This is a genomic window from Bradyrhizobium sp. USDA 4486 (assembly GCF_054057995.1).
Genome location: NZ_JBSRZV010000001.1, coordinates 8,213,231 through 8,227,859 on the forward strand (window position 1 = coordinate 8,213,231; position 14,629 = coordinate 8,227,859).

Here is a 14,629-nt window from a genome sequence, read left to right on the forward strand (position 1 = left end):
GACATGGATGGAAGTCGAGGTTACCACATGAATGCGGAAGGCTTATCGGCCTCGTCAGGCGGGGCGCAAGCTGATGCCGCGCCTCAGCTCGAGGCGTTCAAGATGTACATCGACGGCGAATGGTGCGAGTCGGCGTCGGGACGCTGGCTGGAGAGCAAGAACCCCTATACGGGCAAGGCCTGGGCGGTGATCCCGCGCGGCAATGCGCAGGATGTCGATCGCGCCGTGCAGGCCGCCAATCGTGCGTTTGTCGGCGGGACCTGGGCCCGCATGCATCCGAGCGATCGCGGCCTGTTGCTGCATCGCCTCGGCGACTTGATCGCGGCCAATGCGGAGCGTCTGGCCGAGCTGGAAGTGCGCGACAACGGCAAGCTCAAGGTCGAGATGCTGGGGCAGATGAGATATCTGCCGCGCTGGTTCCAGTATTACGGTGGGCTCGCCGACAAGATCGAAGGCCGGATGCCGCCGACCGACAAGAAGGGCATGCTGCACTACGTCTCCTACGAGCCGGTCGGCGTCGTCGGCGCGATCACGCCGTGGAATTCGCCTCTGCTGCTCACCGTCTGGAAGCTCGCGCCTGCGCTCGCCGCCGGCAACTGCGTCGTGATCAAGCCCTCCGAATACGCCTCCGCCTCCCTGCTCGCGCTGGTGGAGCTGTTCGAGCAGGCCGGTTTTCCCAAGGGCGTGGTCAATGTGGTGACCGGGCTCGGCTCAGAAACGGGCGAGACTCTGGTCGAGCATCCCTTCGTCGACCGGATCGCCTTCACCGGCGGCAATCTGGCAGGCCGCACCATCTATGAAGCGGCGGCGCGGCAGTTCAAGCGCGTTTCGCTCGAACTCGGCGGCAAATCACCGAACATCGTTTTCGGCGATGCCAGCATCGAAGACGCGGTCAAGGGCGTCATCTCCGGGATATTCGCCGCCAGCGGGCAAACCTGCATGGCGGGCTCGAGGCTGCTGCTGCATTCCTCGATCCACGATGTCTTTCTCGCGCGTCTCGTCGAGGTGATGAAGGCAGCCCGCCTCGGCGATCCCAACAGCCCCGAGACCGATGTCGGACCGGTTGCGACCGAGCAGCAATTGCAGAAGGTGCTCGACTACATCGAGCTCGCCAGCGCCGAGGGCGCGCGCTGCGTGCTCGGCGGCCGGCGCGCGAGCCGGCCCGAATGCGGCGACGGCTGGTTTGTCGAGCCGACCATCTTTGCCGACGTCACCAACGATATGCGAATCGCGCGCGAGGAGGTGTTCGGACCGGTTCTGAGCGTGATCAAATTCGATTCCGACGACGAGGCGGTGGCGCTCGCCAATGACACGCCGTTTGGCCTCGCTGCGGGGCTCTGGACCACCGATCTCGCCCGTGCGCTTGCGCTGCCGAAGCGGCTGCGGGCGGGCACGGTGTGGGTCAACGCCTATCGCGTGGTGAGCTATCTGTCGCCCTTCGGCGGCTTCAAGGAGTCCGGTCTCGGTCGCGAGAACGGGCTCGAGGCGATATACGAATACTTGGAGGCCAAGAGCGTCTTCATCAATCCGACGCCCGCGATCTCCAATCCATTCACGTTGCAGTAGCAGAGAGCCGGCTCAGACCCGGCGGCGGCGGATGACAAGATAGTAGGCGCACGGCATTGTGCCGGCGTTGATGAAGCGGTAGGGCTCGCGCACGTCGAAGTAGAAGGAATCGCCGGTCCCGAGCACGTAATTGGCCTCGCCCATCTGCACCGTCAACTCGCCCTCGTGGACGACAAGATATTTCTCGGTCGGGGCCTTGTAGGGCGGCAGCTCGCCCGAGGATTCGCCCGGCGGAATCCGGTGCAGCAGGAATTCGAGGTCGTTGTCGAGGTGCGACGGCGACAAATTGTGACGTTCAAAGCCGGTCTCGGGGTCCTTGAAGGCCAGGCGATTGGCCTTGCGGATGACGGCAACCTGGGCGGCATCGGGCTCGGCACCCATCAGGGTGGACATCGAGACGTTGAGCCCCTTTGCGATCCGGACGATGATCGCCAGCGTCGGGCTCTTCTCGCCGCGTTCGACCTTGGACAGCATCGCGCGGCTGACGCCGGATTGCGCCGCAAATTCTTCCAGGGTCAGGCCGGCCTGCGTCCTCAGCCGTTTCACGCGGCTGCCGAGCTCGACGATCAGCGCATCGTCGCCAGCGCGAACGGTCCGCGCCGAGCCCTTGGATTTCGGCGGAGCTTTGCGGGAGATGGCGGCCTCGCTTGCGGGCCCTTCCGAAGTCTTTTGCCGTCGTGATGGCGATCTGTCATGCATGCGGCCCATAATCTCAGAGTTCGGGCTGCCTCACAAGGTTGTATGGCGCCGCAGCGCGCCGGACAGAATGCACACCCTGCTGCTTCCCTTTACGAATTAACGTGCACGAAGTCCCGCAGCAGCGGATAGATCTCGTTGTTCCAGCGCTTGCCGGAGAACACGCCGTAATGGCCGACGCCGGCCTGCATGTGGTGGACGCGGCGATAGGCGCGCACGCTGGTGCAGAGGTCTTGCGCGGCGAGCGTCTGGCCGATCGAGCAGATGTCGTCCTTCTCACCCTCGACCGTCATCAGGCCCATGCGGCTCACGGCTTTGGTGTTCACCGGACGCCCCCGATGCATCAGCTTGCCCTGCGGCAACAGATGCTCCTGGAACACGTCGCGCACGGTCTCGATGTAGAACTCCGCAGGCAGGTCCATCACCGCGAAATATTCGTCGTAGAAGGTCTTGATGCTCGCCGCCTTCTCCTTCTCGCCCTTGGCGATGTGGTTGGCGAGATCCATGTGCTGCTTGATGTGGCGCTCGAGATTCATGGAGACGAAGGCGGTGAGCTGCACGAAGCCGGGATAGACCTTGCGCAGCGCGCCGCGGCATTGCACCGGCACGTAGTTGATCAGGTTCTGCTCGAACCAGTCGATCGGCCTGCTCTTGGCGAACTCGTTCACCCTGGTCGGCTGGATCCGCGTGTCGATGGGGCCGGCCATCAGCGTCAGTGTCGCCGGACGTGACGGGTGATTGTCCTCGCACATGATCGCGGCGGCCGCGAGCGCAGAGACCGACGGCTGGCAGATCGCGACCATATGCGGGCGCGGACCGAGCTGTCCCAGGAAGTCGATGAGATGCTCGGTGTAGTCGTCGAGGCCGAAACGGCCCTCCTTGCGCGGAATGTCGCGCGGATTGTGCCAATCGGTGATGTAGACGTCGTGGTCCTGGAGCAGCGTCTTCACCGTGCCGCGCAAGAGCGTGGCGAAATGGCCGGACATCGGCGCCACCAGCAGCATGCGCGGCTGTTCGGGCGCGCCATCCTTCTTGAAATGCAGCAGCGAGCCGAACGGCGTCGCATAGGCGATCTCCTCGGTGATGCCGATCTCGCGGTTGCCCACCATCACGCTGTCAATGCCGTAGGCCGGGCGGTCATAGGTGAGGGTGGCGCGCGAGATCAGCTCCAGCGCCGCCGAGAGCCGGCCGACCACCTGATCCGACAGGCCCTGCGGCACCAGATTGAGGAATTTGAGCGCGGACGAGGCCCCCGCCCGCCACGGCGCCGTCAGGTCCATATGGTTCTGGAAGGCCTGATAATACATCGACATCATACTGAAAGCCCGGTTGCCCCCTATTGCTATGCAATATCGACGCCAAGCGGGACGCGGCCGTCCCCGAAATTGGCACGTCGCTTGCTGCTCTTTTCGCGGCAAGCACAGGCAATGCGCACGCCCGCGCGGTGCCCGCGATCAGGCGTGAGGGAAGGGCTCTATGGCGAAGGCGACACTGACCATCAGCAGCAAGAACTATTCGTCGTGGTCGCTGCGTGGCTGGCTGCTGGCGAAATTCTCCGGCCTCGATTTCGAGGAGATCGTCACCGCACCCGACGATCCGTCGGCGCGCGCGGAGATCCTGCTGCTGTCGTCCTCGATCCTGGTGCCGTGCCTGCGGCACGAGGGCGCCACCGTCTGGGACACGCTGGCGATCGCCGAATATCTCAACGAGGTGATGCCGGATGCTGGCCTATTGCCTGCCGACCGTGTCCAGCGCGCGCATTGCCGCTCGATCTCGGGCGAAATCCATTCCGGCTTCACGACGCTGCGCGCCTCGCTGCCGGTCAATCTGAAAGGGCACTTCCCCGGCTTCAAGATCTGGTCACGCGCGCAGGCCGACATCGACCGCGTCTGGTTCATCTGGCGCGACTGCCTGGAGAAATCCGGCGGGCCGTTCCTGTTCGGCGAGCGGCGCAGCATGGCGGACGCCATGTACGCTCCCGTGGTGACGCGCTTCGTCACCTATGACGTCAAGCTCGAGCCGCAGCTGAAGGCCTATGCCGATACCATCATGGCCATGCCCGAGATGCAGGAATGGATCGCGGCGGCGCGGGAAGAGCCGGCCGAGATCGAGGAGCTCGAGGTCGAATATTAGGCAGGAGCGGCGGCGCCCTGCCTGTTTTGGGGGCGAGGGCCAAGCTACCGCCCTCTGGCGGTCATGTCCTTGAAGCCGTTAACGTTTGGCGCCTGCCATCGGCTCGGCGCTGCCTATGCGCTGCGCAGATGTTGTATACCGGTTCGGGCTGAATGCGACATCTAGCCGTGAACAGCTGCGTACGGAACCTTTCAGCTGATTCGGACGTGATTCGTTCGGGCCGCGTTCCGTTGGTTAAAACGGAGCGCGGCCCCGTTGCGTTTTGAGACAGGCGCGGTCCGGTCAGGCCACGCCGCTGTGCTTCACGCGTGGCAGGCGCCAGCCGATCACGGTGGCTTCCACCGCGATACCGGCCTCATGGTTCTGCCAGCGTCCCTCGACGTAGCGGCAGGCGAAGGGCAGTTGATACGTTCCGCTGTGGTCCTCGCACAAGACTTCAACCGGCAGGCCGGGTGGCGGTTCTCCGGCGCCGTCGAATTCCGCCAGACGTCTATCGCGCGTTGCCATTCGAAAAATCTCCCCTAAACAAAGCCGCGAAAGAGCGCCCACTTCCTCCGCGCGCGGATCATCGTTCCCGTCCGAGGGAACAGACGTAAGCTCAACGCGAGAATGCGGTACGAGTGTGGTAGCGTCCCGCGGCCGCGCGCAAACAGCGCACATTGACGTGATCGATTTGATAGGAACCTTTCATGCTGCATCGAAATGCCGGCGTTTGTTTCGCGATCTTGCTGCTCGCCGCGCTGGCGATTGCGCCGGCCCGCGCGCAGGACGTGCCCGGTATCGAGATCTGCACCGTCGAGAAGACCATGGAGCGGCGCACCAGCTGCCTGCAGAGCAATGTCGACTTCCTTCAGAAGACGATCACCAAGCTCACCCTCGATCATCAGCAGAAGCTCGATGCGGCAAATCGTCAGATCGACGCGCTGAAGACGAGCCTCGCCAGCTTGCAGAAGACGCTCGGCGATCTCCAGGCCGCGCAGAGCAAGATCGCCGAGGATGTGACGAAGAAGCAGGACGCACCGCCGCCGAAGGATGCGGCGAAATAGCCGCCGCGATCACGCTAAGCGATAGCGTTCGATCACCGCGCGATCGGGCTCATAACCAAGTCCGGGGCCAGTCGGCACCGCGACATGACCGGTGGCATCGGCGTCGGCGCGGCCGCCCCAGAGACAGGCCTCGCGCTTGAGATAGAACATCTCGACCAGCCCGTCGTCGCGGGTCGCCAGCAGATGCAGCGTCGCCAGCAGGCCGGGGCCAAAGGAGGGAGAGTGCGGGACGATCTTGACGCCGAACTGGTCGGCCGCTGCGGCGACCTTGCGGAATTCCGTGATGCCGCCGACCTTCGTCACCGACGGCTGGGCGTGGCTCACCGCGCCGGCGTTCATCATCTGGCGGAATTGATATTCGGTGCAGGCATTCTCGCCGGCGGCGACGCCGAGCCCGCCCTGGCTGCGCACGTCGGCGAGCGTGGCGAAGTCTTCCGGCGGCCAGACCGGCTCCTCCAGGAACATCGGCCGTGCGTCCGCGCATGCCCTGGCGAACGCGATCGCCTGTTCGCCTGAGAGCGGACAGTTCATGTCGACCATCAGCGGAATGTTGGGGCCGATCGCCTCGCGCGCGGCGAAGACTGCAGGCGTCGTGGTCTCGTGCAGCTTGATGGCGCCATAGCCGAGCGCGAGCGCCTTCCTGCATTCGCCGGCGATGTTCTCGGGCGAGCCGATCCGCAATAGGCTCGCATAGGCGGGAATGTTCGCGCGCCTGGTCTCGCCGAGCAGGCGATGCAGCGGCACGCCCTCGATCTTCGCAGCGAGGTCCCACAGCGCGATGTCGAGACCTGAGATTGCGAACATGGTGATGCCGTAGCGGCCGAACAGATGCAGATTGCGCTGGATCTGCTCCATCGCCGCCGGGATGCCGTCCGCATTGGGCACCTTCAGCCCGCGCGCCTGCGGCGCGATCATCTCCTCGACGGCGCTGCGCGTGGTGCGCGGACAGACATAGGCAAAGGCATCGCCCCAGCCGGTCAGCCCGGCATCGGTCGTGACTTCGACCAGCACCATGTCGAGCGCGGAGATGGCGGAGGCGCCCTGGCGAAAGCTCGCGACGCCGGCGTCATAGGGGATGCGGATATGGTGCGCCCGCACATCGGTGATTTCCATGACGCGGTTCCCCTTTCTGGTGAGCGGTTTCAACGAGTGTAGCCGTGAACACGATGACGTTGCCAGTGGCTATTCCCGGACTATCCTCATGTGGGGACAGCAATGCCGATCAAGCGGGGCAGCGGTGACCGGTGCACCATCGCCACGCTTCGAATGAGAGCCGTAACCCATGAACCCAGCCCAGCGCGCGCTCTGGTACATCGAGAGTCATCTCGCCGAGCCGATGACGCTCGACGACATCGCGGCGATCTCAGGCGTGTCGCGGTTCCATATCGTGCGCGCGTTTGCCGCAGCCACCGGCTTGCCGGTGATGCGCTACGTGCGCGCACGCCGGCTGACGGAGGCGGCGCGCAGTCTTGCGAACGGCGCGCCGGACATTCTCAGCCTGGCGCTGGAGGCGGATTACGGCTCGCACGAAGCCTTCACCCGCGCGTTCCGCGACCAGTTCGGCACCACGCCCGAAGCAGTCCGGGCCGCGACATGTGTCAGCCACCTCAAGCTTCAGGAGCCGATCCTCATGGATTCCACCATGCTCGACCATCTCGCCCCGCCGCGTTTCGAGACCGCAAAAGCCTTCCTCGTCGCCGGTCTCGCCGAGCGCATCGCCTGCGACAACGGCGCCATGATCCCCGGTCTGTGGCAGCGCTTCAATCGGGAGGTCGCCGACATTCCCTCGCGCGTCGGGAACGTCGCCTACGGCATCTGCTGCAATGGCGATGATGCCGGCAATTTCGACTACATCGCCGGCGTCGAGGTCACCGATTTCTCCGACCTGCCGCGCCGTTTCGGTCGCATCCGCATTCCCGAGCAGCGTTATGCGGTGTTCACGCACAAGGACCACGTCGCCTCGATCCGGCGCACCGTCAATACAATCTGGAATCAATGGCTGCCGGCCTCTGGTCTGAAAGCCGCGGACGCGCCGAACTTCGAGCGCTATGACGAGAAATTCGATCCCGCGACCGGCCATGGCGGCTTCGAAATCTGGATACCGGTGCGAGAGTAACACGCAACGCTGGCATACCGTCCCGCTTGCTTGGCAAGCCCGGGTGACTTTGCCATAACCTCAGGCAAACCTTGCATGAGGGGCCGAGGCCGGACATCCCGTGCAAGCCATAACAAGCAAGCCGGGAGGGTAGCCCATGTCTGACGTCCGCGTTCTCGCCACCGATCTCGAATTTCCCGAAGGGCCGGTCGTGATGCCGGACGGTTCGGTGGTGCTGGTGGAGATCCGCGGCCAGCGGCTGACGCGCATTTATCCCGACGGCCGCAAGGAGGTCGTCGCCAAGGTGCCGGGCGGCCCGAACGGCGCCGCCCTCGGCCCCGACGGCAAGATCTACATCTGCAACAATGGCGGCTTCTCCTGGATCCCGACCCGCAACATGATCATGCCGGGCCCGCAGCCTGCCGATTATCTCGGCGGCTCGATCCAGCGCGTCGACCTGCAATCCGGCAAGGTCGAGACCGTCGTGACCAAATGCGGCGAGCACGATCTGCGCGGGCCGAATGATCTTGTGTTCGACAAGCAGGGGGGCCTCTGGTTCTCCGATCTCGGCAAGCGCCGCGCGCGCGAGATGGATGTCGGCGGCATGTATTATCTCAAGCCCGGCATGAGCGAGATCGTCGAGGTGGTGCACGGCGTGCTGCCGGCCAACGGCATCGGGCTGTCGCCAGACGAGAACACGGTCTATATCGCGGAGACGCCGACGGGCCGCCTCTGGGCCTATGAGCTGTCCGCGCCCGGCACGCTCAAGCCGCGCGACGCGATCTATCGCGGCGAGCGGGGCAAGCCGATCTGCGGCCTCGGCGGCTACCAGATGTTCGATTCGCTCGCGGTCGAAGCCAACGGCAATGTTTGCGTCGCCACGCTCGTTTCCGGCTGCATCTCGGTGATCGCGCCCGATGGCACCCTGGTCGAGCAGGTCCCGACCGGCGACCGCGTCACCACCAACATCGCCTTCGGCGGCCCCGAGCTGAAGACCGCCTACATCACGTTGTCGGGCAGAGGCGAGCTGATCGCCATGGACTGGCCCCGCGGCGGTTTGCCGTTGAACTTTTTGAATAAATGACGATTGCGCCTTGCGCAATCGTCATTCCGGGGCGATGCGAAGCATCGAGCCCGGAATCTCGAGATTCCGGGTCTGGTCCTTCGGACCATCCCGGAATGACGTAGGAGAAAGTTTCAATGCCCTGGCCTGATCCCATCACCCTGCGTGGACAGCACGCCCGTCTCGAGCCGCTGTCGCACGCGCATCGCGAAGGGCTGATGGAGGCCGTGAAGGACGGCGAACTCTACACGATCTGGTACACCGCGATCCCGACGCCGGAGAACGTCGCCAAGGAGATCGACCGCCGTCTCGGTCTCCAGGCCGCGGGCTCGATGCTGCCCTTCACTGTGTTCGATGCCGCCGGCAGGATCGTCGGCCAGACCACCTACATGAACATCGATGCCGCCAACCGACGCGTCGAGATCGGCTCGACCTGGTACGCGAAGAGCGCGCAGCGTGGCCCGCTCAACACCCAATGCAAGCTGCTGCTGCTCACCCACGCCTTCGAGGCACTGAGCTGCATTGCGGTCGAGTTCCGCACGCATTTCTTCAACCACCAGAGCCGCCGCGCCATCGAGCGTCTCGGCGCCAAGCAGGACGGCATTTTGCGCAGCCACCAGGTGGCGCCGAACGGCACGCTGCGCGACACCGTGGTCTACAGCATCACCGCCGCCGAATGGCCGACGGTGAAAACGCATTTGAACTATCAACTCAATGAAAAGCCGCGCTAGGAGCGGCCGAGGCACCATGGATAGATTCGACTATGTGATCGTCGGCGCGGGCTCTGCCGGCTGCGTGCTCGCCAGCCGGCTCAGCGAAGATCCGAATGTCAGCGTCTGCGTGCTCGAGGCGGGCCCTTCCGACTGGCATCCCTACATCCATCTGCCGGCCGGCTTCATCAAGACCTTCCACATGAAGAGCATCAACTGGGCCTACCAGCAGGAGCCCGGCCCTTACACCGGCGGCCGCAGCATCTATGCGCCGCGCGGCAAGACGCTCGGCGGCTCGTCCTCGATCAACGGCCACATCTACAATCGCGGCCAGCGCATGGATTTCGACACCTGGGCGCAGATGGGCAATCGCGGCTGGGGCTATGCCGACGTGCTGCCTTACTTCCGCCGGCTGGAGAGGCGGGTCGGCGAGGGCGAGGCGCTCTATCGCGGCCGCGAGGGCAGCCTCACGGTCACCACCATGGACTGGCGCGATCCGCTCTGCGAGGCCTTCATGGAAGGCGCGGTCTCGCTCGGCATTCCCCGCAACCCCGACTACAACGGCAAGACCCAGGAAGGCGTTTCCTACTGCCAGCGCACCATCAACAACGGCCTGCGCGTCTCCGCCGCGACCGCGTTCCTTAGGCCCGCGATGAAGCGGCCCAATGTGCATGTGCATACGCATGCGCACGCGACCGAGATCGTCTTCGAAGGCAAGCGCGCCGTCGGCGTGCGCTACAGCAAGGGTGGCCGCGGCGGCCAGCCGGTGGAAGTGCGTGCCAACAAGGAAGTGATCCTTTCCGGCGGCACGTACAATTCGCCGCAGCTCCTGCAGCTCTCCGGGATAGGCTCGCCTGATCTGTTGCAGCAGCACGGCATCGCGGTACGTCACGCGCTTCCGGTCGGCGAGGGCCTGCAGGACCATTACGCCCCGCGCACGGTGGCGCGAGTCAAGGATATCAAGACCATCAACGAGCTCCGTCGCGGCTGGCGTCTCTGGGTCGAGGCGATGAAATGGGCCACCGCGCGCCGCGGCCTGCTGTCGCTCTCGCCGACCATGGTCTATTGCTTCTGGCACTCCGGCGAGAGCGCGGAGAGCTCCGACCTCCAGCTCACCTTCACGCCGGCGTCCTACAAGGAGGGCGTGCAGGGCCAGCTCGAGGACGAGCCCGGCATGACCGTGGCCTCCTGGCAGCAGCGCCCGGAGAGCCGCGGCTATGTCCGCATCCGCTCCAACGATCCGTTCGCGCCGCCGATCATCCAGACCAACTATCTCGACGCCGAGCTCGACCGCCGCGTCATCGTTGCCGGCATGAAGCTCGCGCGTCGCCTTTTGAAGTCCGCGCCGCTCTCGCCCTATTACGCCTATGAGGATTTCCCCGGCCCCAACGTCAACACCGACGACGAATTCTTAGCAGCCGCCACCCAGCGCGGCACCACCACCTTCCACCCCGGCTGCACCTGCCGCATGGGCCCGGCGGACTCGACCTGGGCCGTCGTCGACGACCACCTCCGCGTCCATGGCCTCGAAGGCCTTCGCGTCATCGACGCCTCGGTGATGCCGCGGATGATCTCGGCCAATTTGAACGCGTCGACGATGATGATCGCCGACCGCGCCTCGGATTTGATCCGGGGCAAGCAACCGATGGAAGCCGCAAGGATTCCGGACACCGCGGTGGCGTGAGGCCAAAGTCGGCCGGTACCTTGCGCTCGCGTGCCCCGGACGCAGCGCAGCGTGCCGCCTCTTCGCGGCGTGGTGCGCTGCAGAGCCGGGGCCCATGTCACCGCATTGTACCATGTCGCCTCTGGGTCCGGCTCTGCGCAGCAGCGTTGCACGCTGCAGCGCGTCCGGGACACGAGAGTGTGCCGAGCCGTGGTCCCGTCGGGCAAAACACCCCGCACCCCGTCAACCCCTTCCCGCAAAAATATTCCGCTTTACCGAAATTCGGAATTGAAGCATAAAATGCGGCAGCCCGGCCCGACGAAGAGGGGCGGTTCGCGAGTCGTTCGAAACGCGGGCCGGGTTGCGGTGGACGCGGCAGCGTCGTGTGCGAGATGTCAGGGGCAGGGCGGATTGCTCTCCGTGAGCCCGAGGCTTCGTGCGGACGAGCGGCGCTGAACGCGTACGGCAAAACCGTGTGGTCCTGGCCGTCGTTGCTACGGTCAAGCTCTTGCGGATGCGGCAGTCGCGTCAACCGGCGCGCTGCCGGCGACTTCTGTGAGGGTGAGGGAGGCCAGAGGGAATTCGGCTCCCGGGAGAGCACGGCATAAGCCGTCCGACCACTGCGCAGGGAAGGCCGTGTGTTCGGCTTCACCTGTATGCTGTTGTGTGGTCTCTTTTGCGCTCCACGCGCACAGCAGACCGCGGGTGCCGCCGGCACCCGGCCTTTCCTGCGCCCTCCTGTTTGCAGAGGGAGCGAGAGATGAAGCAAAGCTCGGGCGTGATGCGCCGCGAGGCCGCGAAGGTGTGTCTGTGATTCTGGTGCGAGTTGGAGAACGGTCGCGATGCCGCTTGCTCCGTCATTGCGAGGAGCCCTCGCGACGAAGTCGCTGTGCTCGCAATGACGTGGAGAGAGCGTGTGCGTCACATTCCACTCTCGTGCCCCGGACGCAGCGCAGCGCCGTTGCGGTGCGCTGCAGAGCCGGGGCTCATGTCGCTGTATCGCACCGTGTGGCCCCTGGGTCGGCTCTGCGCAGCAGCGTTTCACGCTGCAGCGCGTCCGGGACATGAGCGGCCTACACTTCCCTTCGGCTCAAAAACGCCAGCCGCTCGAACAGATGCACATCCTGCTCGTTCTTCAGCAGTGCGCCGTGCAGCGGCGGGATCAGTTTGCGCGGATCGCGTTCGCGCAGTTGCTCGGCGCTCATGTCCTCGTTGAGCAGCAGCTTGAGCCAGTCGAGCAGCTCGGAGGTCGATGGCTTCTTCTTCAACCCCGGCACTTCGCGCACCTCGAAGAAGATGCGCAAGGCTTCCTCGACCAGGCGCTTCTTGATGCCGGGGAAGTGGACGTCGACGATGCGGCTCATCGTGTCGGCGTCGGGGAATTTGATGTAGTGGAAGAAGCAGCGGCGCAGGAAGGCGTCCGGCAGCTCCTTCTCGTTGTTGGAGGTGATCATCATGATCGGGCGCTGCTTGGCCTTGATCGTCTCGCCGGTCTCGTAGACGTGGAATTCCATGCGGTCGAGCTCGAGCAGCAAATCGTTGGGGAATTCGATGTCGGCCTTGTCGATCTCGTCGATCAGCAGCACCGGGCGCTGCTCGCTGGTGAAGGCTTCCCACAGCTTGCCGCGCTTGATGTAGTTCCTGATGTCGGACACGCGGGCATCGCCGAGCTGGCTGTCGCGCAGGCGCGACACCGCGTCGTATTCGTAGAGGCCCTGCTGCGCCTTGGTGGTGGACTTGATGTGCCAGGTGAGCAGCGGCGCGTTCAGCGCTTTCGCCACTTCCTCCGCCAGCACGGTCTTGCCGGTGCCGGGCTCGCCCTTCACCAGCAGCGGGCGCTCGAGCACGATCGAGGCGTTGACGGCGACCTTGAGATCGTCGGTCGCAACATAGTCCTTGGTGCCGGAAAATTTCATTGCGCGTCCTTGTTGGTCGTCGGCCGGGACATGGCCAATTTCATGGCCCCGGTCGCGACATGGGAACGGCCGCACGCGGCGGCCGTTCCTGGTTCGGTCAGGCTTTCAGGCCCGTCTTATCAGCGAAAGGATCACCAGCACAATCACTGCCCCGATCGTGGCATCGACGATGGCGCCGATCGTGCCGGTGGCGAGCTCGATGTGAAGCTGCGGCAGCACCCAACTTGCGACCAGCGCGCCGATGATGCCGACCACGATGTTTCCGATCAGGCCAAATCCCGCCCCGTGGACAATCTTGCCGGCAAGCCAGCCGGCGATCGCGCCGATGATCAGTGCTGCGAGAATTCCCATGGCAAATGCCCCCAAAACCAAGGCTCATCACGTCCAATTCTAGAGCAAAAAGCTCCTCGGTCCAGACCTCGGCGGCAGGCTGCGCCCCTTGACGTTCGCTACCTGACGGGCAATCTGTCACCCATGTTCCTGCAATTCTTCACCTCTCTGCGCGACGCGCAGGTCCCCGTGACGCTGCGCGAATACCTCACGCTGATGGAGGCGCTCGACGCTGACCTCGCGGACTACACGGTCGAGAATTTCTACTATCTGTCGCGCGCCTCCCTGGTGAAGGACGAGCGCAACCTCGACAAGTTCGATCGCGTCTTCGGCACGGTCTTCAAGGGGCTGGAAAGCCTGCTCGACGCCATGGAGAAGGCGGAGATCCCCGAGGAGTGGCTGAAGAAGCTCGCCGAGAAGTATCTGACGGAAGAAGAGAAGAAGCAGATCGAGGCCATGGGCTGGGACAAGCTCATGGAGACCTTGAAGAAGCGCCTCGAGGAGCAGAAGGGCCGTCACCAGGGCGGCTCCAAGTGGATCGGCACGGCAGGCACCTCGCCGTTCGGCGCCCACGGCTATAACCCTGAAGGCGTACGCATCGGCCAGGAAAAGAACCGCAACAACCGCGCGGTGAAGGTGTGGGACAAGCGCGAGTTCAAGGACCTCGACGGCAATGTCGAGCTCGGCATCCGCAACATCAAGGTGGCGCTGCGGCGCCTGCGCAAATTCGCCCGCACCGGTGCGCCCGACGAGCTCGATCTCGACACCACCATTCGCGAGACCGCCAATCACGGCTATCTCGACGTGCACATGCGTCCCGAGCGGCGCAACGCGGTGAAGCTCCTGGTGTTCTTCGATATCGGCGGCTCGATGGATGCCCATATCGAGCAGGTCGAGGAGCTGTTCTCGGCGGCAAAGAGCGAGTTCAAGCACATGGAGTATTTCTACTTCCACAACTGCCTCTATGAGGGCGTGTGGAAGCAGAACAAGCGCCGCTTCACCGACCGCACGCCGACCTGGGACGTGCTGCACAAATACCCGCACGACTACAAGGTCGTGTTCGTCGGAGATGCCTCGATGTCGCCTTACGAGATCATGGTGCCCGGCGGCTCGGTCGAGCACGTCAACGAGGAGCCGGGCTCGGTCTGGCTCGACCGCATCATCCGCACCTATCCGCACGCGGTGTGGCTGAACCCGGTGCAGCAGAAGCACTGGGACTATTCGGAATCGACCACCATCATCAAGCGCATCTTCGCCGGCCGCATGTACCCGATCACGATCGAGGGGCTGGAGAGTGCGATGAAGGAATTGACGCACTGATGCACACTTAGGTCCGGCTCTGTCGGCGACGGGACTGCGCTCCCTCCCCCGCTTGCGGGGGAGGGTCGGGGAGAGGGTCTCTCCACAAGCG

At 64.4% G+C, this 14,629-nt stretch carries 14 protein-coding genes; 8 read left to right on the top strand and 6 right to left on the bottom strand.

What is annotated here, in order from left to right:
* The first annotated feature begins 27 nt into the window (after nt 1–27).
* The gene (locus ACVWY3_RS38760; protein WP_456843152.1) at nt 28–1,566 is read left to right on the top strand and encodes an aldehyde dehydrogenase; all 1,539 of its coding nucleotides are present in this window, start codon (nt 28–30) and stop codon (nt 1,564–1,566) included.
* 12 nt (nt 1,567–1,578) lie between these two features.
* On the opposite strand, the gene ACVWY3_RS38765 is transcribed toward ACVWY3_RS38760, so the two are convergent.
* A complete protein-coding gene (locus ACVWY3_RS38765) occupies nt 1,579–2,265 on the bottom strand; it encodes a helix-turn-helix domain-containing protein (RefSeq protein ID WP_456843153.1) in 687 nt (228 codons plus the stop codon).
* 89 nt (nt 2,266–2,354) lie between these two features.
* Nucleotides 2,355–3,578, bottom strand: a complete 1,224-nt coding sequence (locus ACVWY3_RS38770; RefSeq protein ID WP_456843154.1) for a polyhydroxyalkanoate depolymerase — start codon at nt 3,576–3,578, stop codon at nt 2,355–2,357.
* A gap of 160 nt (nt 3,579–3,738) precedes the next feature.
* Between ACVWY3_RS38770 and ACVWY3_RS38775 the strand changes: the two genes are divergently transcribed.
* Nucleotides 3,739–4,395 carry a glutathione S-transferase family protein gene (locus ACVWY3_RS38775; RefSeq protein WP_456843155.1) on the top strand — a complete coding sequence of 219 codons (657 nt, stop codon included), beginning with the start codon at nt 3,739–3,741 and terminating at the stop codon, nt 4,393–4,395.
* Nucleotides 4,396–4,677: 282 nt separating this feature from the next.
* On the opposite strand, the gene ACVWY3_RS38780 is transcribed toward ACVWY3_RS38775, so the two are convergent.
* Nucleotides 4,678–4,902: a hypothetical protein gene (locus tag ACVWY3_RS38780; protein ID WP_011089440.1), complete on the bottom strand. Its 225-nt coding sequence runs from the start codon at nt 4,900–4,902 to the stop codon at nt 4,678–4,680.
* A 182-nt stretch (nt 4,903–5,084) separates the two neighbouring features.
* Between ACVWY3_RS38780 and ACVWY3_RS38785 the strand changes: the two genes are divergently transcribed.
* Nucleotides 5,085–5,441, top strand: a complete 357-nt coding sequence (locus ACVWY3_RS38785; RefSeq protein WP_456843156.1) for a hypothetical protein — start codon at nt 5,085–5,087, stop codon at nt 5,439–5,441.
* Nucleotides 5,442–5,450: 9 nt separating this feature from the next.
* Here ACVWY3_RS38785 and ACVWY3_RS38790 read toward each other — a convergent pair whose 3' ends face one another.
* The gene (locus tag ACVWY3_RS38790; protein WP_456843157.1) at nt 5,451–6,554 is read right to left on the bottom strand and encodes a mandelate racemase/muconate lactonizing enzyme family protein; all 1,104 of its coding nucleotides are present in this window, start codon (nt 6,552–6,554) and stop codon (nt 5,451–5,453) included.
* A 169-nt stretch (nt 6,555–6,723) separates the two neighbouring features.
* Here ACVWY3_RS38790 and ACVWY3_RS38795 point away from each other — a divergent pair, with 169 nt between their 5' ends.
* From ACVWY3_RS38795 to ACVWY3_RS38810, 4 genes are all read left to right on the top strand, one after another.
* On the top strand, nt 6,724–7,557 hold the full coding sequence (locus tag ACVWY3_RS38795; protein WP_456843158.1) for a GyrI-like domain-containing protein: 834 nt from the start codon (nt 6,724–6,726) through the stop codon (nt 7,555–7,557).
* Between the two features lie 136 nt (nt 7,558–7,693).
* Nucleotides 7,694–8,620, top strand: a complete 927-nt coding sequence (locus ACVWY3_RS38800; protein WP_456843159.1) for an SMP-30/gluconolactonase/LRE family protein — start codon at nt 7,694–7,696, stop codon at nt 8,618–8,620.
* A 116-nt stretch (nt 8,621–8,736) separates the two neighbouring features.
* Entirely contained in the window at nt 8,737–9,330 is a 594-nt protein-coding gene (locus tag ACVWY3_RS38805) for a GNAT family N-acetyltransferase (RefSeq protein ID WP_456843160.1), read from the top strand.
* A gap of 16 nt (nt 9,331–9,346) precedes the next feature.
* Nucleotides 9,347–10,993: a GMC family oxidoreductase gene (locus ACVWY3_RS38810; protein ID WP_456843161.1), complete on the top strand. Its 1,647-nt coding sequence runs from the start codon at nt 9,347–9,349 to the stop codon at nt 10,991–10,993.
* Nucleotides 10,994–12,045: 1,052 nt separating this feature from the next.
* On the opposite strand, the gene ACVWY3_RS38815 is transcribed toward ACVWY3_RS38810, so the two are convergent.
* Together ACVWY3_RS38815 and ACVWY3_RS38820 are read right to left on the bottom strand one after the other, a co-directional pair.
* Nucleotides 12,046–12,888, bottom strand: coding sequence for an AAA family ATPase (locus ACVWY3_RS38815; RefSeq protein ID WP_456843162.1), 843 nt, complete (start codon nt 12,886–12,888; stop codon nt 12,046–12,048).
* 105 nt (nt 12,889–12,993) lie between these two features.
* On the bottom strand, nt 12,994–13,239 hold the full coding sequence (locus ACVWY3_RS38820) for a GlsB/YeaQ/YmgE family stress response membrane protein (protein WP_237865832.1): 246 nt from the start codon (nt 13,237–13,239) through the stop codon (nt 12,994–12,996).
* Nucleotides 13,240–13,362: 123 nt separating this feature from the next.
* Here ACVWY3_RS38820 and ACVWY3_RS38825 point away from each other — a divergent pair, with 123 nt between their 5' ends.
* Entirely contained in the window at nt 13,363–14,538 is a 1,176-nt protein-coding gene (locus ACVWY3_RS38825; RefSeq protein ID WP_456843163.1) for a vWA domain-containing protein, read from the top strand.
* The last annotated feature ends 91 nt before the right edge of the window (nt 14,539–14,629 follow it).